Raw genomic sequence first — 20,923 nt, forward strand, 5'->3', positions numbered from 1 at the left:
AATATGAGAACGCATTTTCGACGCATTTTGTGCAATTACTCCGAAAGCTCACTTGCAAGAGCCCTGCGTCACGTTCTGCATCATCACCTACATCGCGCTACTCAGGCTCGACGCTGCCAGTACCCGCCCCCGTCCCCGGCGGGAGGGGGCGCCGCCGAGACCGCCATGCTTCGCGCGATCTGCGACGGCGCGGGAATCCAGCCCGACACGTTCGACGGCGCCGCTCCGCAGGAGGTCGCACAGGAGATCGGGCGGGCACTGCGGATCATGACTGCCGAGCTCCGCGAGCTTTTGAAGGCCCGGACAGCGACGAAAGTGTCCCTGCGCTCCGGAAGCCGAACGATGATGAACAACGAGGCGAACTCCCCGCTGAAGTTCTCGGCCGGAGTCGAGGATGCGCTCGGCATGATGTTCGGCCCCGGAAGGCCAGGCTACATGCGCGGCGCCGAGGCGGTGCAGTCGGGGTTCTCGGACGTGAAGAAGCACCAGGCCGCGATGCTCGCAGCGATCCAGCCGGCGCTCGCCGAGCTGATCGACGACCTCGCGCCGGAGACCATCGAGAAGAAGGTCGAGGGCGGACGGTTCTCGAACAAGAGCGCGCGGGCCTGGGAGCTCTTCGTCGAACGATGGGACGCGAAGACCGAGCCCTACGACAACGGGATACTCGATGTCTTCAACGTCTACTACTCCAAGGCCTACGACCGCATCGCACAGAATTGACGCAAGGGAAGTTACGCTGCGTCAAAACGGCCTCCGACATGCCCCGTGGGCCGCTCATGCAGGGGTTTCGGCGCCGCGGCCAAATTGACTCCGAGGTCACCGTGAGGTAACGTCCCGGCAGTTTCAGGAAAGGATTATCAGCGATGCGCAGCATTCTTCTGTCGTCCGCCTTTCTCGCCGCGATCGCGACCGGCGCGGCGGCGCAGGACACCCCCTACTCCCCGAACGATGTCGTCAATTTCCTCGTGGACAGCGCCGATCTCGGCCTCAACCGGGGGATCTGCATCGGTACCGCGCAGGAATGTGCGCCGCCCGAGCCGCAAGGCATGGACATGCTCATCAACTTCGAGCTCGATTCGGCCGACCTGACCGCCGAGGCGCGCGAGAACCTCGCCGTGTTCGCCGAAGCGCTGAAGGATGAGCGGCTGAACAAGGCCCGCTTCGTCGTGGAGGGGCATACCGATGCGCGCGGCGTGGAGGGCTACAATTTCGGCCTGTCCGAAGAGCGCGCGGCGTCCGTGAAGGACTATCTCTCGGAGCTTGGCGTCTCCGAGGCACGGCTCACCGCCGTCGGCCTCGGCGAGAGCGAGCCCCGCACCGGCGATGCGCTCGATCCCGAGAACCGCCGCGTCGAGCTGCGGATCGATCTTCAGTAGCGATCGGCGCCCGGACGGGGTTGCCGCTGGACATGACGATGCCGCCCCGTCAATCTCGGGGCGGCATTTTCATTCGGACCCGCCATGGATCACGAGAAACTACTTGAGCCCATTTCCGACGATCAGCCCTGCGGGCCTGACATGGAGGAAGAGGGCGACGACGCATTCATCGACTACTACTACGAGGCGCTCGCGCGGATTCCGGAGCGGTTCCTGCAAGGTGGCGAGCCGTTCGACCGCACCTCCATCGACCTCAAGAGCGAGACAGCGCAGATCGATACGCTGCTCGGGCAGTCTCGGGACCTGCGGCTTCTGTCGCTGGAAGCGAAGTTCTACGCTCTGGCCGGCCGGATCGACGGGTTCTCCCGAAGTCTCAATGGCATGTCCGGCCTCCTGAGGGAGTACTGGACGGACGTGCACCCGCAGATCGGCGGTGGCGTCACCGAACGGCGCAACCAGATCGAACTGCTCGACGACCGTTCCACCATCGTCATGCCCATTGAGCATGCCCCCCTCTTCCGCGACCGGCGCCTCGATTACGTATCGCTGAGGGATTATCAGGTCGCATCCGGCAAGAAACCCGCGCGTGAGAGCGAGAAGGTGCTCGATGCCGGCAGCATCATGACCGCGCTGCGCTCCCCCGACAATGCCGAGGCGGTGGAGAAGGTCTTCGGGCAGGTGAGCGAGGCCCGCGATGCGCTCGCCGCGATCTCCCTGACCTGCCGGACGGCCGACAGCGGGAGTTTCGCCCCCACGCTCGGCGCCGTGACCGAGTGCCTGAACGAACTCTACGCCTTCATCGCCGGCGCACGGCCCGATTTGTCGGGTGAAGAGGCGGGCGAGACGGAGGACGAGGCCGCGGCCGAGGGCGGCGCCCCCGCCGAGGACGGCCTCGCGGCGCCCGCGCAAGGCGGGACGATGACGATCACGATCGCCCAACCGGGCGACATTCCCAGCCACGCCGCCGCCGCTGCCGCCCTCCTCGCCGTCGAGGCCTACTACGCCCGCACCGAACCCTCCTCGCCGGGGCTTCTCCTCGTGCGGCAGGCGCGGAAGCTGATCGGGCGCCCGCTGACGGAGGCGCTCGATACGCTGCTGCCCAACGTCGCCTCCTACGCCAAGATCGATTTCGGATCGGAGACGGGCTTCGAGCTGGCGGCGGATACGCTCCGCGGCCTCGCGGCCGACACCTACGACGTCGATTCGCTGCTCGGTGAGGAGGGGGAAATTCCCGACTATTCCTGCGGCACGCGGCAGGAAGCATCGGCGCTGATCACCGCAACCGAGTCCTTCTTCCGCCAGATGGAGCCGTCGAGCCCGGTTCCGGTGCTTCTCTTCAAGGCCAAGACCTATCTCAACCGGGACTTCTCGGCGATCGTGAGCGAGCTGTTCGCATCGATGAACTCGGAGTGATCGGGAGGCGGCGCGGCACGGTTAGCGCTACGTCAAAAGGTTTGACAAAAAGCCCCCCCCGTGGCTCTTATAACGCCATATTGATGGAGATTTGACATGGCCTCTGACTCGGCGACTGGTTTCATCAAACGCAATCGTCCGCCTCGCGTGAATATTTCTTACGCGGACCCCTACGACGCGGAAAAGAATGTCGAACTGCCCTTTGTAATGGGCGTGATGAGCGATCTGTCCGGCAATGCCTCCGAGAAGGAGAAGGACCCCGTTGCCGAGCGCAAGTTTTCGCAGGTGGATACCGAAAATTTCGATGACTACATGGCATCGGTTGCGCCCGGCGTGTCGATGAATGTCGACAACAAGCTCGGCGATGCAGAGGGCGAGAAACTCTCCGTGAAGCTCGACTTCGCGAGCATGGAGGATCTCGACCCCGGCCAGATCGCCAAGCAGGTTCCGGCCCTGGCGAAACTGCTCGAGGCGCGGGACCAGCTCGCCAACCTCCAGCGCTACATGAACGGCAAGTCCAAGGCCCAGGATCAGCTCAGGCAGCTCCTCGAGGATCCCAAGCTCATGGCCCTTCTCGCCGAGAAGGACACGAGCAAGGACACGGACGCCGACACGTAATCTGCCGGCGCGATCGGCTCGAATTGAGATAGTGGGATAGCGTAGAGATGGCAGACGAAGCCCAAAGGGAAGCCGGCGCGGCCGGCGGTGCGGTAACCGAACTCGACGAGTTCTCGAGCCTTCTGAAGCAGAACTTCAAGCCGCGCTCCGAGAACGCGGCCAGCGAGGTCGAGAACGCCGTCTCGACGCTGGTCAAGACGGCCCTGTCGGACTCGACCGTGATCAAGGAAGACGTGCTCGACACGATCTCCGAGATGATCGCGAAGCTCGACGAGAAGATGACCTCGCAGATGAACGAGATCATCCATCACGAGGAGTTCCAGAAGGTTGAGAGCGCGTGGCGCGGCCTTCACTACATGGTCATGAACTCGGAGCCCGATTCCGAGCTCAAGATCAAGGTGATGAACGTTTCCAAGAAGGAGCTGGAGCGGGAGCTGCGCTCCTATCCGGGCGCCAAATGGGACCAGTCTCCGCTCTTCAAGCAGATCTACGAGCACGAGTTCGGCCAGCTCGGCGGGCAGCCCTACGGCACCCTCGTCGGCGACTTCTACTTCGACCACTCGCCGGCCGACGTGCGCCTGCTGCGGGACCTCGGCAAGATCGCCGCGGCTAGCCACGCGCCCTTCATTTCCTCGACCAGCCCGTCCCTTTTGAACATGGACAGCTGGAACGAGCTCGGCAATCCGACCGACCTGATGTCGATCTTCGAGACCCCGGATTACGCCGGCTGGAAATCGCTGCGCGACAGCGAGAACAGCCGTTACGTGGCGCTCACCGCGCCCCGAATGCTCGCCCGTGAGCCCTACGGCCAGAGTAACCTGCCGGTCGACGCCTTCAATTTCGAGGAAGAGACCGACGGCCATACCGGCGAGAAATACGCCTGGATGAATTCCTGCTACGCGATGGCGGCCAACATCGCCCGTTCGCACAAGGAGTACGGCTGGACCGTCCGCATCCGCGGCGTTCAGGCCGGCGGCGAGGTCATCAACCTGCCGCAGCATACCTTCGACACCGATGACGGCTCGCGCGATCTGAAGTGCCCAACGGAGGTCGCGATCAGCGATCGCCGCGAGGCGGAACTGTCCCGCGCGGGACTCATCAGCCTCATTCATCGCAAGAACACCGACAAGGCCGCCTTCATCGGCGCCCAGTCGCTGTACAAGCCCAAGAATTATCAGACGGAAGAAGCGACCGCCGCTGATAACCTGAGTTCCCGGCTGCCCTACATCTTCGCCGTGTCGCGCTTCAGCCATTACCTGAAGTGCATGGTCCGTGATCAGATCGGGTCCAACAAGGAGAAGATTCAGCTGGAACGGGATCTGACCGCCTGGATCAACCAGTATGTCGATCCCTCACCGGAGACCTCCTCGGAGCGGACGAAGGCGGAAAAGCCGCTGGCCGCCGCTCAGATCGAGGTCATCGAAGACGAGGAAAACCCCGGATACTACATGGGTAAATTTTTCCTTCGTCCGCACTTCCAGATGGAAGGAATGGATATCGGGATGTCCCTGGTATCCAGGCTCCCGCAAGGCGCCAATTAAACTCAACCTGGATTGAATCACCCATCCATTGCCAACAAGGAGAGCTCCAATGGCAGTTGACATGTTCATTAAAATCAACGGCATCAAAGGCGAGGCGCAGGACAAGACCCACAAGGACGAGATCGACGTCCTGGCCTGGTCCTTCGGAATGTCGAACTCCGGTTCCACCCATATCGGTGGCGGCTCCGGTGCCGGAAAAGCGAATTTCCAGGACATCAGCTTCACGAAGTACATCGACAAGTCGTCGCCGATCCTCGCGATGCACTGCTCGAACGGCAAGCACATCCCGGACGCCAAGCTCGTGTGCCGCAAGGCCGGCGAGAACCCGCTGGAATATCTCATCATCGACATGAAGGACATCCTGGTGTCCTCCGTCTCGCTGGGCGGCAGCGGCGGCGAGGATCGCTTGACCGAGAACGTCACGCTGAACTTCGGCTCCTTCAAGTACAAGTACGTGGAGCAGACGAAGACCGGCGGTTCCGGCGCCCAGCCCGACATGAAGTGGGACATCGCCGCGAACGCCGAAGGCTTCTGATCGGCGGGACCCACCGCGGGCGCGCGACGGTCAGAGCCGTCGCGTCGCTTCACGGGCGAGACACGCGGGCGGGCGCTTCATGTGGCCCGCCCCGTTCGTTTTCAGTGCATAGCGGGGAGGCATCGCCGTGGCCGATCTGTCCAGACAGCCGCTCCAGGTTCCGCTCATGTATGCCTTTCGCGAGGCGTTCGAAGCGAAGGACGCCAAGAAGGGCGAGCACGAGTACCGCGACGGCGCGCGCGTTCTGAGCGACCGCGGCGCGACCCGCAGGCGCGGCGCCAACGAGGCGCAGCTCAAGGCCGATCTCGAGATCGACCTCAACAAGCTGGCCAACACGATCAACCTCGCCGCCGCCGAGGATCTGAGCCCGTTTCCCTTCGTTCGCAGATCTATCCTCAATTACGGCGTGGTCGATCTGTCCCTCGTGTCCGAGCACGGCGAGGCGGTGCGCGCCCTGACCCGCGACCTGCGCGAGGCGCTCCTCGCCAACGAGCCCCGCTTCATATCGCGGACCATGGAGATCCGGCTGCACGAGGCGGTGGACGATGTGGACCAGAAGTTCATCTTCGACATCTCCGCCGAGATGGCGTGCCGGCCGGTCGACATTCCGCTCGAATTCGTCGCCGAGATCGACGTCGGATCGGGGAAGATCGCCTTCAACAGGATCGGCGGGGCGAAATGAACCGCGAGTTTCTCGAAGCGTACAACCGCGAGCTCGCCATCCTCTACGAGCGCGCCCGGGAGTTCGCGGAGGATTATCCCGGCATTGCGGAGCGTCTGGGTGGCCTGACGGAGGAGAAGCTGGATCCGGGACTGGCCGGGCTTCTGGAGGGCAGCGCGTTTCTCGCCGCGCGGGTGCAGCTCAAGCTGCAATCCGAGTTCTCCACCTTCACCACGAACCTGCTCGACCAGCTCCTGCCCAACTACCTCGCCCCCACCCCGGCGGCGATGATCGTGCAGGCGCGCCCCGATTTCACCGATACGGCGCTGACGGACGGCGCCCGCCATCCCGCCGGCGCCTATCTCGACGCGACCTATGTCGAGCGGGAACAGCGCGTGTCCTGCCGGTTCCGCCTCTCCGCGCCGCTGACCGTCTGGCCGCTGGACATCGACAAGGCCGATTACCTTCCGAGTCCGGGTCCGATCCAGTCCCTCGGCCTCGATGTCCTGGGGGAGACCTCGGCCGGTCTGCGCCTGCGCATCGTGCGGCGCACGGACAACAAGAAGCGCTCCCTCGAAGAGGTCACGAAGATCGGCCGGAAGCCCGCGCTCGTGGACGAGGTGCAGGTCGACGAGCTGCCCGTGCATCTCAACGGCAACCGGCCGGACATGGTCTCCCTCTACGAGCAGCTCTTCGCGAACACCGCCCGGATCACCCTGCGCTACCTCGACAAGGCCGGGGACCCGATCTTCCTGCCCTGCCCGCCCGGCATGATCGAGCAGATCGGCTTCCGCGAGGAAGAGGCGCTCTTTCCCGAAGACGACAAGATCTTCTCGGGCTTCAACCTCCTGCGCGAATTCTACGTCCTGCCGCAGAAGTTCCTCGGCTTCCGGCTGACCGGGCTCCGGGCGCTCGTGTCCCGCATCCCGGCGCCCGCCTTCGACATCCTGATCGAGTTCGACACCGCCCAGCCCCGCCTTGCGCCGCTGATCGGGCCCGACAACTTCCGGCTCTATGCCGTTCCGGCGGTGAATCTCTTCGAGGAACAGTGCAGCAAGGTGAAGCCTGACCCCAGGCACAACGAGTACATCGTCGTGCCGGACAGCGCGCCGTCGGTGAATTACGAGATCCACCGCATCGCCTCCGTCGCCGCCCATTACGCTGGCGTGCGCAAGAAGGTCCGCGTGCACAGGCTCTACTCGCTGCCCGATGCCGAGATTCGGCCGCAGGATGCGCTCTACTACACGATCCGCCGCAGGCCCCGGCGCCTGACGGAGAAGGAACGCCGGTTCGGCTTCGGCGGCGATTACATCGGCACGGAGACGTTCCTGTCCCTCTACGAGCCGGCCGGTCTCGATGACAAGGATCGGGTCCAGCGGCTCCAGGTCACCGCGCTCTGTTCCAACCGGCACCTGACGCAGCAACTGCCCATCGGCCAATCCGCCGTCGATTTCCGGCTGGTGGACGACATGGAGGTCGCGCTGAGTTGCATCTCCGGGCCGACCCTGCCCCGGACCTCGATCGCCCAGATCGAACGCAACGATCCCCGGACCGGCAAGCATGGCGAAGTGCTCTGGCGTCTCGTCAACATGCTGTCCTTCAATCACCTGGGCCTTAGCGACCGCGGCGCGGAGGACCCGGCCGGGGGCCTTCGGGAACTTCTGTCGCTCTTCGCCGACGTGGGGGACGCGATCACGGACCGGCAGCTGCGCGGGTTTTCCTCCATCACCGCCCGCCCCATCACCCGCTCCCTCAGGCGGCCGGACGGGTTCCATGCGGCGAGGGGCACGGAGGTCACCGTCCGCTTCGACGAACGGGCGTTCGAGGGGGCGGGCATCATGCAGATCGGCGCCGTGCTCGACCGGTTCTTCGCCGATTACGCACATATCAACAGCTTCACCGAGACCGTCCTCACCTCCGACCAGCGCGGCGAGGTCATGCGCTTTCCGCCCCGCTCCGGCACGGGGCCGCTGCTGTGAGCGCTCCGTCAAAACCCGAGACCCGCCGCGAGGAGCTCGCGGACGAGCCGTGGCGGTTCGACATCCTCGCCCTCCTGCGGGAACTGGAGCGGATGCATCCGGACAAGCCCCGCATCGGTCGCGCGTCGGTGATGCGGGAGGAGATCGTGCGGCTGGGGCAGGATCCGTTCTACGAGTTCCCCGCCTCGAACATCCAGTCCGCCGAGTTCGAAAAGGACGGGCCGGTGCATCTGCGGGCCCGCTTCCTCGGCTTCTTCGGCCCGCAGGGCGCGCTTCCGCTCCTGACCACCCTCGAGGCGTATCGCTGGCAACAGGGGCGGGACGACAGCTTCGTGCGCTTCGTGGACATCTTCGCCACGCGGCTGATGCAGCTCTTCTTCCGGGCCTGGGCCGACGCCCGGCCGATCGCGCAGTTCGACCGGCCGAACGACGACCGCTTCGCCGATTACGTCGGCTCGATGATCGGCATCGGCACGCCCGATGCGAAGGGGCGGGACAGCATTCCGGACTGTGCGAAGCTGCCCTATGCCGGGCTGATGGCGGGCCGCGTGAAGTCCGCCGCGCGCCTTCAGACGGTGATCCGCGGCATCCTCGGGGTAGAGGCGCGTCTGCGGGAGAGGGTCGGCATGTGGCTCGATTTCGAGCAGAGCGATCTCACCCGCATGGGCCGGACCGGCGCCGAACTGGGGCGCAATACTCATGCCGGCGCACGGGTCTACTCGATCAACGACAAGGCCGTGATCGAGATCCGGACCACATCTTATGACGAGTACCGCTCCTTCCTGCCCGGCCAGCCCGCCTTTCAGCACCTCGCTGACATCGTGCGCTTCTATCTCGGCGAGACGGTCGATTTCGACGTGGAGCTGACCCTCCCCGCCACCGCGCGCCCCGCCGCCCGGCTCGGCCAGGCGGGACAGCTCGGCTGGACCAGCTGGGCCAATCCCGGGGACGCGGAGCCCGGCGAGAGCATTACCGGCGCCACGTTCAGCCTGCACGAGGCGGCATGACGACGTTCTAGTAGAAGAAACATAACGAACCGACGGGGGATGCATTTATGTCTGAGATCAGCCTGGAGACAGTCGCCGGCAAATTAAACCGGACCGGCTACGACGCCTTCATGAAGGCCCTGCGCCACGCCAAGAACGAGGGCCACCGCAACGTGGAGCTCAGTCACTGGCTCTTGCACATGCTGATGAACGACCGCTCGGACATCACCATCGCCCTGCAGAACTACGGCGTCGATCGCTCCAAGGTGATGATCGAGACGCAGAAGACCATCGACAGCTACAAGCAGAACGTCACGGAGATGCCGGGCTTCTCCTCCCACGTGATCGACCTCCTGGACCGCGGCTGGCACTACGCCACGCTCCTGTTCGGCGAGCCCTCGATCCGCACGGGGCACATGCTGGTGGGGATGCTGAAGGACAAGACGCTCTCCCAGGCGCTGGAAAGCACGTCACCCACCCTCTCGAAACTGGATCCAACCACCGTCGCCAACGATGCCCGCTCCGTCTGGGCCGCCTCCGAGGAGGAGGACATGCGTCCGATGGACGGGTCCGGTCTCGGTGGCGGCGGCGGGGCTGCGCCCGCCGGCGAGGGGGAGGAGAGGCGCGGAACGACGGCGCTCGACCGGTTCTGCATCGACATGACGGCGGATGCCAAATCCGGCAAGATGGATCCCATCGTGGGCCGCGACGAGGAGATCCGCCAGATCGTCGACATCCTGATGCGGCGCCGGCAGAACAACCCGATCCTCACCGGGGAGGCCGGCGTCGGCAAGACCGCGGTCGTCGAGGGATTCGCGCAGCGCCTCGCCTCCGGGGACGTGCCGCCACAGCTTCAGGGCGTTCGCCTCCTGTCGCTCGACATCGGCCTGATGCAGGCCGGCGCGTCCATGAAGGGGGAGTTCGAGCAGCGCCTCCGGCAGGTGATCGACGAGGTCCAGGGCTCCCCGACCCCCATCATCCTCTTCGTCGACGAGGCCCATACCCTGATCGGGGCCGGCGGCGCGGCCGGGACCGGGGACGCGGCGAACCTCATGAAGCCCGCCCTCGCCCGGGGCACGCTCAGGACGATCGGCGCGACCACGTGGATGGAGTACCAGAAGTACTTCGAGAAGGACCCCGCCCTCACCCGCCGCTTCCAGCCGATCACCATCGACGAGCCGGACGTGGACCGGTGCTGCTACATGCTGCGCGGAATCATGGGACCGATGGAGAAGCACCACGGCGTGCGCATCTCGGACGAGGCCATCGTCGCCGCGGTCCAGCTCTCCCATCGCTACATCCCGGCCCGCCAACTCCCCGACAAGGCGGTCTCCCTGCTCGACACGGCGGCCGCCCGCGTGGCCATCTCGCAGAGCACGACGCCCGCGATCATCGCCGATGCACAGGCCAGGATCGACAGCCTGACCAAGGAGCTGACCGCCAAGGAGCGGCAGGCCGATCTCGGCGAGGTCGCCGAAGACCGGATCGCCGAGATCAAGGAAGAGCTGAAAGCCACCGAGGCGGAGCTGGACAAGTTCAGGGCCATGTACGAGGCGGAGAAGGCCGTGGTGACGGATGTGCTCGAGCTGCGTGCGCGGCTTACCGGCGACGCGAGCGCCGCAGGACTTCCGGTCGACCGGAACCCCGCCGCCGATCCCGACAGCCCCTCGGCGCCGGAGCCCGACCAGACCCCGCCGCCCCGCGCCGCCGAGGAGGAGGCCGCGCCCGCCCAGACGATGGCCGAGGCCCCCGGCGCTGCCGCGGCCGAGGCGCCCCAGATCGATCCTGCGCTCACGGCCCCCGCCTCGGAGGAGGATGCCGAGGCCCTGCGCAGCGTCCTCGCGGCCAGGGTCTCCGAGCTGGAGGGCCGCGATCCCGACGAGCGGATGATCTACGCCCATGTGGATGCGCAGGCCGTCGCCTCCGTCGTCGGCGACTGGACCGGCATCCCCGTCGGGCGCATGGTGACGGACGAGGTGCAGGCGATCCTCACCCTCGCCGACCGCCTTCAGGAGCGCGTCGTCGGTCAGGATCATGGCCTGAAGATGATCGCGAAACGGATCGAGACGAACCGCGCCAAGCTCGACAACCCCGACAAGCCGATCGGCGTCTTCATGCTCGCGGGCCCCTCCGGCGTCGGCAAGACGGAGACGGCGCTCGCGCTGGCCGAGGCGATCTACGGCGGCGAGCAGAACGTCATCACCATCAACATGAGCGAATTCCAGGAGGCGCATTCGGTCTCCCTCCTGAAGGGCGCGCCTCCGGGCTATGTCGGCTACGGCGAGGGCGGGCGCCTGACGGAAGCGGTCCGGCGCAAGCCCTATTCCGTGGTCCTGCTCGACGAGGTCGAGAAGGCGCATCCCGACGTTCACGAGCTCTTTTTCCAGGTCTTCGACAAGGGCAGGATGGAAGACGGCACCGGGCGGGAGATCGACTTCAAGAACACGCTGATCCTGTTGACCTCCAACGCCGGGACCGATGTCATCATGGACCTGACGGCCCGCGGCGCCGCGCGTCCGGACCCCGACGCCCTGGCCGAGGCCCTTCGTCCCGCGCTGCTTGACGTCTTCCCGCCGGCGCTTCTGGGTCGGATCGTGACGATCCCCTACTACCCGCTCTCGTCGGACGTGATCGGCATGATCACGCGCCTCAAGCTCGGCTCCATCGTCAAGCGGGTGAAGGCGAACCACGGCGCGACGATGAGCTTCTCGGACGCGGTGATCGAGGAGATCGTGGGCAAGTGCCAGGATCCGGATTCGGGCGGCCGGATGATCGACAACATCATCACCAACTCCATCCTGCCCGATCTGTCCCGCCAGATCCTGAACAAGGCCGTCGCCGGCGAGGAGATCAGGGAGGTGAAGGTGGAGACGGGCGAAGACGGCTTCACCTACGCGCTGACCTGAGAGGGGGATGCCGGAGCGCCCGGCCCGCGGGTGGCGGGTGCCCCGGCTGCCCCATCCTTTACAGGATTGTCACGCCCCTCTCATCGCCCTGTCATACCGGGCTGTCAGGACTGCAGGCGGCCCCGGCATTCCCTCCGGACGGGGCCGCAGACGTTCCCCCGGTGTGTGCATTTCAAGCATGACAAAGGCGCCCCTGATCCGGGGGCGTCTTCTTTGCTGCACACCACGTGCGCGAAATTTTAAGTCGCCTCCGGGGTAGTTTCGGCCCTCGTTCCAGCTAAGACGTCTTCCATGACCGACGCTGCGCCTACCGCTTTCGAGCCCGACCCGTCCAACCTTCGCTCCATCCGCACGGCGCTGGGGCATTTCGGCACGGGCGTCACCATCGTCACCTGCGCCGCGCCGGACGGCCCGCTCGCGATGACGGCGAACAGCTTCGCCTCCGTGTCGCTGGAGCCGCCGCTCGTCCTGTGGTCCCCGGCCCGCAAGAGCGCCCGGCACGACCCGTTCGTCGAGGCCCGGCACTTCGCCATCCATGTCCTGAAGGACGATCAGGAGGAGCTGGCCCGCCGTGCCGCCGCCTCCGGCCGGGACTTCGACGGGATCGAGCTGGAGCACGGCGCGGCCGGAACGCCCCTCCTGCCCGACTGCCTCGCCCGCTTCGAATGCCTGCACTACGCGGCGCACCCCGCCGGCGATCACACCATTGTTCTCGGCCAGATCGAGAAGGTCACACTCGGAACGGGCACCCCGCTTCTGTTCGCGCAAGGCGCCTTCGGTCGCTTCGCCGAATGGCAATAAAGTGAGCAACGCCCTGACCTTGCCCGAAATTTGTGCGCTGGCGGCGCGTCCGCACGCCCTGTCTCGCCATGCGCTCCGAACGGCACAAATCCGCCCCCATCGCTCACTGGGGCCTTGCATCGCGCGCCGTGGCGCAGTGAAAACGATCTAATCCGATACAAATCCCGTGCTTTTGCCCGTTGGCGATAACCAGCCGGAAACTCGCATAGTAAATAATTCCCCAGCGCGGACATCGTGCCGCCCTGACCGGAGAGACCCATGCCGCATACCGAATTTCGCTCCGAGATTCTCCGCCACCTGACCTACACGCTGGGCAAGGAAGCCGAGATGGCGACCCGGTACGACTGGCGCATGGCTCTGTCCTACACCGTCAGGGACCGGATCACCGAAAGCTGGCACGAGGCGATGCGCACCTCCCGCGAGGGCAAGATGAAGCGCGTCTACTACCTCTCGATGGAGTTCCTGATCGGACGCCTCCTCGAGGACGCGATCGTGAACCTGCGCCTCGACAAGCAGGCCGAAGCCGCCATGCAGGACCTCGGCGTCGATTACGACGCCGTCGTCGCGACGGAGCCGGATGCCGCGCTCGGCAATGGCGGTCTCGGCCGTCTCGCCGCCTGTTTCCTGGAATCGCTCTCCACGATCGGGACGCCCGCCATCGGCTACGGCATCCGGTACGAGCACGGCCTCTTCCGCCAGACCTTCGAGAACGGTCGCCAGATGGAGGAGCCTGAGGACTGGCTCTCCCAGCGGCATGCCTGGGAGTTCGAGCGGCCGGACGTCGCCTTCGAGATCGGCTTCGGCGGCGATGTCCGCGAGGAGAATGGCCGCTGCATCTGGACCCCTGCGGAGCGCGTCATCGCCTCCGCCCACGACACCCCCGTCGTCGGCTGGCAGGGCAGCTGGTCCAACACGCTGCGCCTCTGGGAAGCGAGGGCCGCCCACGCATTCGACCTCGCGGCGTTCAACGCCGGCCGCTACGTCGCCGCGGCCGAACCCGGAACGCTGGCCCGGACCATCTCTCGCGTGCTCTACCCCGACGACACGACGGAGCAGGGCAAGGAGCTGCGCCTCAAGCAGGAATATTTCTTCACCGCCGCCTCCCTGCGGGACATCCTCGCGCGGTTCGAGCGGGAGCATGACGACATCGCGCTCCTCCCCGAGAAGGTCGCGATCCAGCTCAATGACACGCATCCCGCCATCGCCGGGCCGGAGCTCGTCCGCCTGCTGCATGACGAGCGTGGCATCGAGTTCAACGCCTCGGTGGACCTCGCCCGCCGCTGCCTGAACTACACGAACCACACGCTCCTGCCCGAGGCGCTGGAGCGCTGGTCCGAGGGGCTGATGGGTCGCCTCCTGCCGCGCCACCTCGCCCTCATCGCGCGGATCGACGAATGGCATGCGCGCCTGAACCCGGGCCGCACCATCACCGCCCTGGAGCACGGGCAGGTGAAGATGGGCGAACTCAGCTTCATCATGGCCAATCGCGTGAACGGCGTCTCCGCGCTGCATACGGAGCTGATGAAGAAGACGGTCTTCTCCGAACTGCACGCGCTGCATCCCGAACGGATCGTCAACCAGACCAACGGCGTCACGCCGCGGCGCTGGGTCCTGTCCTCCAATCCGCGGCTCTCCGCGCTGACGACCGATCGCATCGGAGAGGGCTGGGTCGACGACCTTGAGCAGATCGGCCGCCTCGAGGACCACGTGGACGATCCCGCGTTCCTCGACGCCTATGCCGCGGCGAAGCGTGCCAACAAGGAAGACCTCGCGGCGTGGGCGAAGGAGAGCCTCGGCGAGAAGATCGACCCCGCTGCCATGTTCGACATCCAGATCAAGCGCCTGCACGAGTACAAGCGCCAGCACCTCAACATCATCGAGACCGTCGCACTCTGGCAGGAGATCCGGGACAATCCGAACGCGGACTGGACCCCGAGGGTCAAGATCTTCGCCGGCAAGGCCGCGCCCGGCTACGTCTTTGCCAAGGAGATCATCCACCTGATCAACGACGTCGGCCGCGTGCTGAATGCCGACGCGGTGACCAGCAAGTTCCTCAAGGTGATCTACCCGCCGAACTACAACGTGACGCTCGCCGAGCGCCTGATCCCTGCCGCGGACCTGTCGGAACAGATTTCGACGGCCGGCAAGGAAGCCTCCGGCACCGGCAACATGAAGTTCGCCCTCAACGGCGCGCTGACCATCGGCACGCTCGATGGCGCGAACGTGGAGATCCGCGAACGGGTTGGCGCCGACAACTTCTTCCTCTTCGGGATGACCGCCGAGGAGGTGGTGGAGCGACGCCGCGTCGAGAACCATGCTGCCCGGGCCGTCGCCGATGATCCGCGTCTTGCGCGGGCGCTGGAGGCCATCCGCTCCGGCGTCTTCTCCCCCGAGGAGCCGGACCGGTATCACGGCGTCGTCGCGAACGTCACGGGGCCGGACTACTTCCTCGTCTCGTCCGATTTCTCCGATTACTGGCGCGCCCAGCGCGAGGTCGATGCCGCGTATCGCGACACCGCCGCATGGACCCGCGCCGCCGCGCTCAACACCGCCCGGTCGGGCTGGTTCTCCTCCGACCGAACGATCCGCGGCTACATGGCCGACATCTGGGACATCCGCTCCAGTCGCGCTTTCGCGACAGCAGCGGAGTAAAACGCGCCGCCCCCGGCGTCCGGTGGGCTCCGGGGCGGGACTTGGAAGGATAGAGTCGGGCCGATCCCGAGGTCAGGGCCGGCCCAATCGGCCCGCGAACGACCGGGGTTCGCGCGCCCATCGGCTCGCGACAGGATCGCGGTCGCCGAGGGCCCTGCCGGCCATCCAGGCGCACTCCGGCCATTCGCCCCACACAAAAATGCGCACCCCGGAGTCGAGACGGCGGCGCACCGCAGGGTCGTCGCCTCCGCCCGCGCGGATCGCATGACGCGCAAGGTGCGAGTTCGCGCAGCGGGCACCTCCGCCGCCCCCCTGCTGGCCTTTTCGTCCGGAAACGACCCCGATTCTGCGGCCCCGCGCCGGCCGATGGCGGCGACGGGCGGCCTCATGGAGCTTGCACCTCCGCCTCAATCCCCGGCACCATCGTAGAAATATTTGCCTGTTCCCCACAGGAACCGCCCCGGTTTCTTGATGTTGGCTCGGCGAAGGATAGCGTTGGACCATGGCCAAGACACAGAATTCACACCCCGCCTCCGCCGCCTCGCCCGAGGCGTACCGCAGCATCATCGAAGGACGCTCCGACGATCCGTTCGCCGTGCTCGGTCCACACGGGTCCGGCAAGGACAGGACGGTGACGGCCTTTGATCCGGGCGCCGCATCGCTCGCGGCCGTCGTGGGCGGAACGTCCCATCCGCTGGAGCCCGTGGAGGGCGCTGCGGGGCTCTTCAGCGGCCCCGTTCCGGAGGGCGACTACACCCTCAGGGGCACAGGAGCGGGCGGGGAGACGTGGGACGTCGAAGACCCCTATCGCTTCGGTCCCGTGATGGGGGAGATGGACGAGTATCTCCTCGGCGAGGGCACGCATCAGCGTATCTGGCAGGTCCTCGGCGCCCACGTCATGGAGCATGAAGGCGAGCGCGGCACGCATTTCGCGATCTGGGCGCCCAGCGCGCGGCGGGTCTCGGTGGTCGGCGAGTTCAACGCATGGGACGGCAGGCGCGCCCAGATGCGCCGCCGTGGATCGACCGGCGTGTGGGAGATCTTCCTGCCCGGAATCGGCGAGGGCGCTGCCTACAAGTACGAGATCCTCGGCGCCGAGGGCCAGCTTCAGCCGCTGAAAGCGGACCCGGTGGGCTTTGGCTCGGAGCATCCGCCGCAGACGTCGTCCATCGTGCGCGACATCACCGGCTACGGCTGGCACGATCAGGACTGGATGGACAGCCGCGAAGGCCGCAACGGCCGCTCCGCCCCGATCTCCGTCTACGAGGCTCACCTGGGGTCCTGGAAGCGCATCGCCGAGGAGGGCAATCGGCCGCTGTCCTACAAGGAAGCCGCCGAACAGCTCGTCGATTACGTCCATGACATGGGCTTCACGCATATCGAGCTGATGCCGGTCAGCGAGCACCCCTTCGACGGCTCCTGGGGCTATCAGCCGGTCGGTCTCTTCGCGCCGACGATCCGCCACGGTCCTCCGCACGAATTCCGCGATCTTGTGGATGCCGCGCACCGCAAGGGTCTCGGCATGATCCTCGACTGGGTGCCGGGGCATTTCCCCTCGGACAAGCACGGGCTGGAGCGGTTCGACGGCACCGCGCTCTACGAACATGCCGACCCGCGGGAGGGCTTCCACCAGGACTGGAACACCCTGATCTACAATTACGGGCGGATCGAGGTCTGCAACTTCCTCGTCTCCAACGCCCTTTACTGGCTTGAGGAATACCACGTCGACGGGCTGCGCGTGGATGCCGTCGCCTCGATGCTCTACCGCGATTACTCGCGGGCCGAAGGCGAATGGGTGCCGAACAAGGATGGCGGGCGCGAGAATTACGAAGCCATCGCCATGCTCCAGAAGATGAACACGATGACCTACGGCGAGACCGAGGGCGTGATGACGGTCGCGGAGGAAAGCACCTCCTATCCGGGCGTCTCCGCGCCTGTTCATACGGGCGGCCTCGGCTTCGGGTACAAGTGGAACATGGGCTGGATGAACGACACGCTCAGCTACATGGCGAAGGATCCGCTCTACCGGAAGCATCATCACCATCAGATGACCTTCGGCCTGCACTACGCGTTCTCGGAGAATTTCATCCTGCCGATCAGCCACGACGAGGTCGTGCACGGCAAGGGCTCCATGCTGACGAAGATGCCGGGCAACGAGGCGGAGAAGCTCGCCAACCTGCGCGCCTATTACGGTTTCATGTGGGGTCATCCCGGCAAGAAGCTGCTCTTCATGGGCAACGAGTTCGCGCAGCCGACCGAGTGGAACCACAACGCCCAGCTCGACTGGGAGACCGCCGCGAAGCCGCAGCATGACGGCATCCGCCGCCTCGTCCGCGATCTGAACACGCTCTACCGCGCTGAGCCGTCGCTGCATGCGCGGGACTGCGAGGAGGACGGGTTCCAGTGGATCGAGGCGAATGACGCCGATCACTCCACCTTCGCCTGGGTCCGCCGCAATTTCGACGCCTCGCCCGAAGTGGTGGTGGTCAGCAACTTCACGCCCGTCGAACATCCTGAATATCGCGTCGGCCTGCCCGCCGCGGGCAAGTGGCGCGAGGCGATGAACACCGACGCCGGGGTCTACGGCGGCGGCAACCGGGGGAACATGGGTGGCGTGACCGCCACATCCGGCGAGTGGCAGGGTCAGCCCGCCAGCGCCACGATGGTGCTTCCCCCGCTGAGTACGGTCATCCTCGTCAGGGAGGGATGAGGAGATCGGATGGTCCAAGGGTAATCGGTACGGGGGGAGACCTATGACACCCAGCACACAGCGCCTCAGCGCGCGTTCCATGGCGTTCGTCCTTGCGGGCGGACGCGGCAGCCGGCTCAAGGAGCTGACGGACCGGCGCGCGAAGCCGGCGGTCTATTTCGGCGGCAAGACGCGGATCGTCGACTTCGCGCTGTCGAACGCGCTGAATTCCGGCATCCGCAAGATGGCGATCGCGACGCAGTACAAGGCGCACAGCCTGATCCGTCACTGCCAGCGCGGGTGGTCCTTCTTCCGCGCCGAGCGGAACGAGTATCTCGATATCCTGCCCGCCTCGCAGCAGATGTCCGAGACGGACTGGTATCGCGGCACGGCGGATGCGGTTTCGCAGAACGTCGCGATCATCGACAGCTACGACATCGAGTACATCGTGATCCTCGCCGGGGATCACATCTACAAGATGGATTACGAGGTGATGCTGCAGGAGCACGTGGACAGCGGCGCCGACGTGACCGTCGGCTGCCTGACCGTACCGCGTGAGGAGGCATCTGCGTTCGGCGTGATGGCGGTGGACGATGATCTGCGCATCACCTCCTTCCTCGAAAAGCCGAAGGACCCGCCGGGAATGCCGGGGGACGACACCAAGACCCTCGCCTCGATGGGGATCTACGTCTTCAAGTGGTCCTTCCTGCGGGACCTGCTCGTCGGCGATTCCGAGGACAGCAACAGCAGCCACGATTTCGGCAACGACATCATCCCCGAGCTCGTGAAGAACGGCAAGGCGCAGGCCCACCAGTTCACCGACAGCTGCGTGCGCCATGCCGAGGATGCGCCGGTCTACTGGCGGGACGTCGGCACCATCGATGCGTTCTGGAAGGCGAATATCGACCTTACCAATTTTACGCCCGATCTCGATCTCTGGGACAAGAACTGGCCGATCTGGACGTATTCGGAGATCGTGCCGCCCGCCAAGTTCATCCACGACGAGGAGGACCGCCGCGGTCACGCGATCTCCTCACTCGTCGCGGGGGGCTGCATCATCTCAGGCACAGAGATCCGGGAGAGCCTGCTCTTCACCAAGGTGCGGACCAGTTCCTACGCCTCGCTGGAGCGAACCGTCGTCCTTCCCCGGGTCATCATCAACCGCAACGCGCACCTGAAGAACTGCGTGGTCGACAGCGGCGTGGAAATCCCCGCCGGCCTCGTCATCGGCGAGGATCCCGAAGAGGACGCCAAGCACTTCCGCGTCTCGGATGGCGGCGTGACGCTGATCACCAAGTCGATGGTCGACGCATGGTCGAGAGCGCAATGATGAACGTCCTGTCCGTCACGTCCGAATGCGCGCCGCTGGTGAAGACCGGCGGTCTCGCGGACGTGGCCGGCGCGCTGCCTCACGCCCTCCTCTCCGAGGACGTGCGGATGCGGACTATCCTGCCGGGGTACCGCACTGTGATGGAGGCGCTTGGCGATGCCCGCGAGGTACTGACTGATGCGGATGTCTTCGGTGGGACCGCGCGCATACTGGAGGGCACGGCGGCAGGGCTCGACGTCTTCGTCGTCGATGCCCCCCATCTCTACGACCGGGACGGCTCTCCCTATCTCGATGCCGAGGGGCGGGATTGGGAGGACAACCCCGAGCGCTTCGCTGCCCTCTGCCGCCTTGCCGCGCGGATCGCGGCCGAGGGGGCCGGTGACTGGCGGCCGGACGTCGTGCATCTTCACGACTGGCAGGCCGGCCTCACCCCGCTCTACCTGCGCGGCCACGGCCCGGACACGCCGCCTTGCGTCACCACGATCCACAACGTCGCGTTTCATGGCATCGCCTCCCCGGACAAGCTGGACCGTCTCGGCCTGCCGCGGGAGCTGTTCACGCCCGAAGGCTACGAATTCTACGGTCAGATCAGCGCACTGAAGGCGGCCCTCGTCTACTCGGACAAGCTGACAACCGTCTCGCCCTCCTATGCCCGGGAGCTTCTGTCGCCGGAGTTCGGCATGGGGCTGGACGGGGTCCTGCGCAACCGCGCCTCCGATCTCTACGGCATCCTCAACGGGATCGACACCGCCGCGTGGGATCCGGCCCGGGACCCCGCCATTCCCACCTTCAAGGCGCCTCGCGGCAAGGCGAAGGCCCGCGCGCGGCTGATCGAGGAGATGGGGCTGGACCCCGAGGCGCCCGGCCCCCTCGCCGTCGTCGTCTCCCGCCTGAGCGGGCAGAAGGGGCTGGACCTGCTTCTGGAGGCGCTCCCCGCGCTTCTCGCCCGCGGCGGCCAGCTTGCGCTCCTGGGATCCGGAGACGCGGCGCTGGAACATGCCTTCCGCGAAGCGGCGGCGGCCGATCCGCGCGTGGCCGTCCATATCGGATACGATGAGGCGATGTCCCACCGGATGATTGCCGGGGGCGATGCGATCCTCGTCCCCTCCCGTTTCGAGCCCTGCGGCCTCACACAGCTCTACGGTCTGCGCTACGGCACCGTTCCGGTGGTCGCTCTGACCGGTGGACTTGCCGACACGGTCATTCCGGCCAACGCCGCCGCCCTTCAGGCCGGTGCGGCGACCGGACTTCAGTTCCACCCCATCACCGCGCCCGCCCTCGAAGGCGCCCTGAACCAGCTCTGCGATCTCTATTCCGACGCCGACACATGGGGCCGGATACAGCGCAACGCGATGAAACACCCGGTCGGCTGGGGGCCCTCGGCGGCTGCCTATGCCGCCCTCTACAAAGGAATGGCACGAACATCGTGACCCAGA

The 20,923-nt window shown here is 65.9% G+C and carries 15 protein-coding genes; all 15 read left to right on the forward strand.

Annotation, left to right across the window (positions count from 1 at the left end):
- The first annotated feature begins 3 nt into the window (after window positions 1-3).
- Entirely contained in the window at window positions 4-720 is a 717-nt protein-coding gene (tagH, locus tag DQG15_RS12100) for a type VI secretion system-associated FHA domain protein TagH (RefSeq protein ID WP_255415145.1), read from the forward strand.
- A 143-nt stretch (window positions 721-863) separates the two neighbouring features.
- Entirely contained in the window at window positions 864-1,376 is a 513-nt protein-coding gene (locus tag DQG15_RS12105; RefSeq protein WP_116085630.1) for an OmpA family protein, read from the forward strand.
- An 84-nt stretch (window positions 1,377-1,460) separates the two neighbouring features.
- Window positions 1,461-2,789: an ImpA family type VI secretion system protein gene (locus DQG15_RS12110; protein WP_116085631.1), complete on the forward strand. Its 1,329-nt coding sequence runs from the start codon at window positions 1,461-1,463 to the stop codon at window positions 2,787-2,789.
- A 96-nt stretch (window positions 2,790-2,885) separates the two neighbouring features.
- Entirely contained in the window at window positions 2,886-3,407 is a 522-nt protein-coding gene (gene tssB / locus DQG15_RS12115) for a type VI secretion system contractile sheath small subunit (protein WP_116085633.1), read from the forward strand.
- Window positions 3,408-3,454: 47 nt separating this feature from the next.
- Window positions 3,455-4,948, forward strand: coding sequence for a type VI secretion system contractile sheath large subunit (tssC, locus tag DQG15_RS12120; RefSeq protein WP_116085634.1), 1,494 nt, complete (start codon window positions 3,455-3,457; stop codon window positions 4,946-4,948).
- Between the two features lie 49 nt (window positions 4,949-4,997).
- A complete protein-coding gene (locus DQG15_RS12125) occupies window positions 4,998-5,483 on the forward strand; it encodes a type VI secretion system tube protein Hcp (protein WP_116085636.1) in 486 nt (161 codons plus the stop codon).
- 127 nt (window positions 5,484-5,610) lie between these two features.
- A complete protein-coding gene (locus tag DQG15_RS12130; RefSeq protein ID WP_116085637.1) occupies window positions 5,611-6,165 on the forward strand; it encodes a type VI secretion system baseplate subunit TssE in 555 nt (184 codons plus the stop codon).
- Window positions 6,162-8,123 (forward strand): type VI secretion system baseplate subunit TssF, encoded by a 1,962-nt coding sequence (gene tssF / locus DQG15_RS12135; RefSeq protein ID WP_116085639.1) that lies wholly within the window; start codon window positions 6,162-6,164, stop codon window positions 8,121-8,123. Before DQG15_RS12130 ends, tssF begins: the two co-directional genes overlap by 4 nt.
- Window positions 8,120-9,130: a type VI secretion system baseplate subunit TssG gene (gene tssG / locus DQG15_RS12140; RefSeq protein ID WP_116085640.1), complete on the forward strand. Its 1,011-nt coding sequence runs from the start codon at window positions 8,120-8,122 to the stop codon at window positions 9,128-9,130. Before tssF ends, tssG begins: the two co-directional genes overlap by 4 nt.
- A 47-nt stretch (window positions 9,131-9,177) precedes the next feature.
- Window positions 9,178-12,015 (forward strand): type VI secretion system ATPase TssH, encoded by a 2,838-nt coding sequence (gene tssH, locus DQG15_RS12145; protein ID WP_116085642.1) that lies wholly within the window; start codon window positions 9,178-9,180, stop codon window positions 12,013-12,015.
- A gap of 291 nt (window positions 12,016-12,306) precedes the next feature.
- Complete coding sequence (locus DQG15_RS12150) at window positions 12,307-12,816, forward strand: flavin reductase family protein (RefSeq protein ID WP_116085644.1); 510 nt, start codon at window positions 12,307-12,309, stop codon at window positions 12,814-12,816.
- A gap of 258 nt (window positions 12,817-13,074) precedes the next feature.
- Window positions 13,075-15,468 carry a glycogen/starch/alpha-glucan phosphorylase gene (locus tag DQG15_RS12155; protein WP_116085645.1) on the forward strand — a complete coding sequence of 798 codons (2,394 nt, stop codon included), beginning with the start codon at window positions 13,075-13,077 and terminating at the stop codon, window positions 15,466-15,468.
- A gap of 502 nt (window positions 15,469-15,970) precedes the next feature.
- Complete coding sequence (glgB, locus tag DQG15_RS12160; protein ID WP_116085647.1) at window positions 15,971-18,178, forward strand: 1,4-alpha-glucan branching protein GlgB; 2,208 nt, start codon at window positions 15,971-15,973, stop codon at window positions 18,176-18,178.
- Window positions 18,179-18,221: 43 nt separating this feature from the next.
- Window positions 18,222-19,487 carry a glucose-1-phosphate adenylyltransferase gene (gene glgC, locus DQG15_RS12165; RefSeq protein ID WP_116085648.1) on the forward strand — a complete coding sequence of 422 codons (1,266 nt, stop codon included), beginning with the start codon at window positions 18,222-18,224 and terminating at the stop codon, window positions 19,485-19,487.
- On the forward strand, window positions 19,484-20,917 hold the full coding sequence (glgA, locus tag DQG15_RS12170) for a glycogen synthase GlgA (protein WP_116085650.1): 1,434 nt from the start codon (window positions 19,484-19,486) through the stop codon (window positions 20,915-20,917). The genes glgC and glgA overlap by 4 nt, the downstream gene beginning before the upstream one ends.
- Window positions 20,918-20,923: the final 6 nt, after the last annotated feature.

Source organism: Tropicimonas sp. IMCC34011, from assembly GCF_003390865.1.
GTDB lineage: Bacteria > Pseudomonadota > Alphaproteobacteria > Rhodobacterales > Rhodobacteraceae > Tropicimonas_B.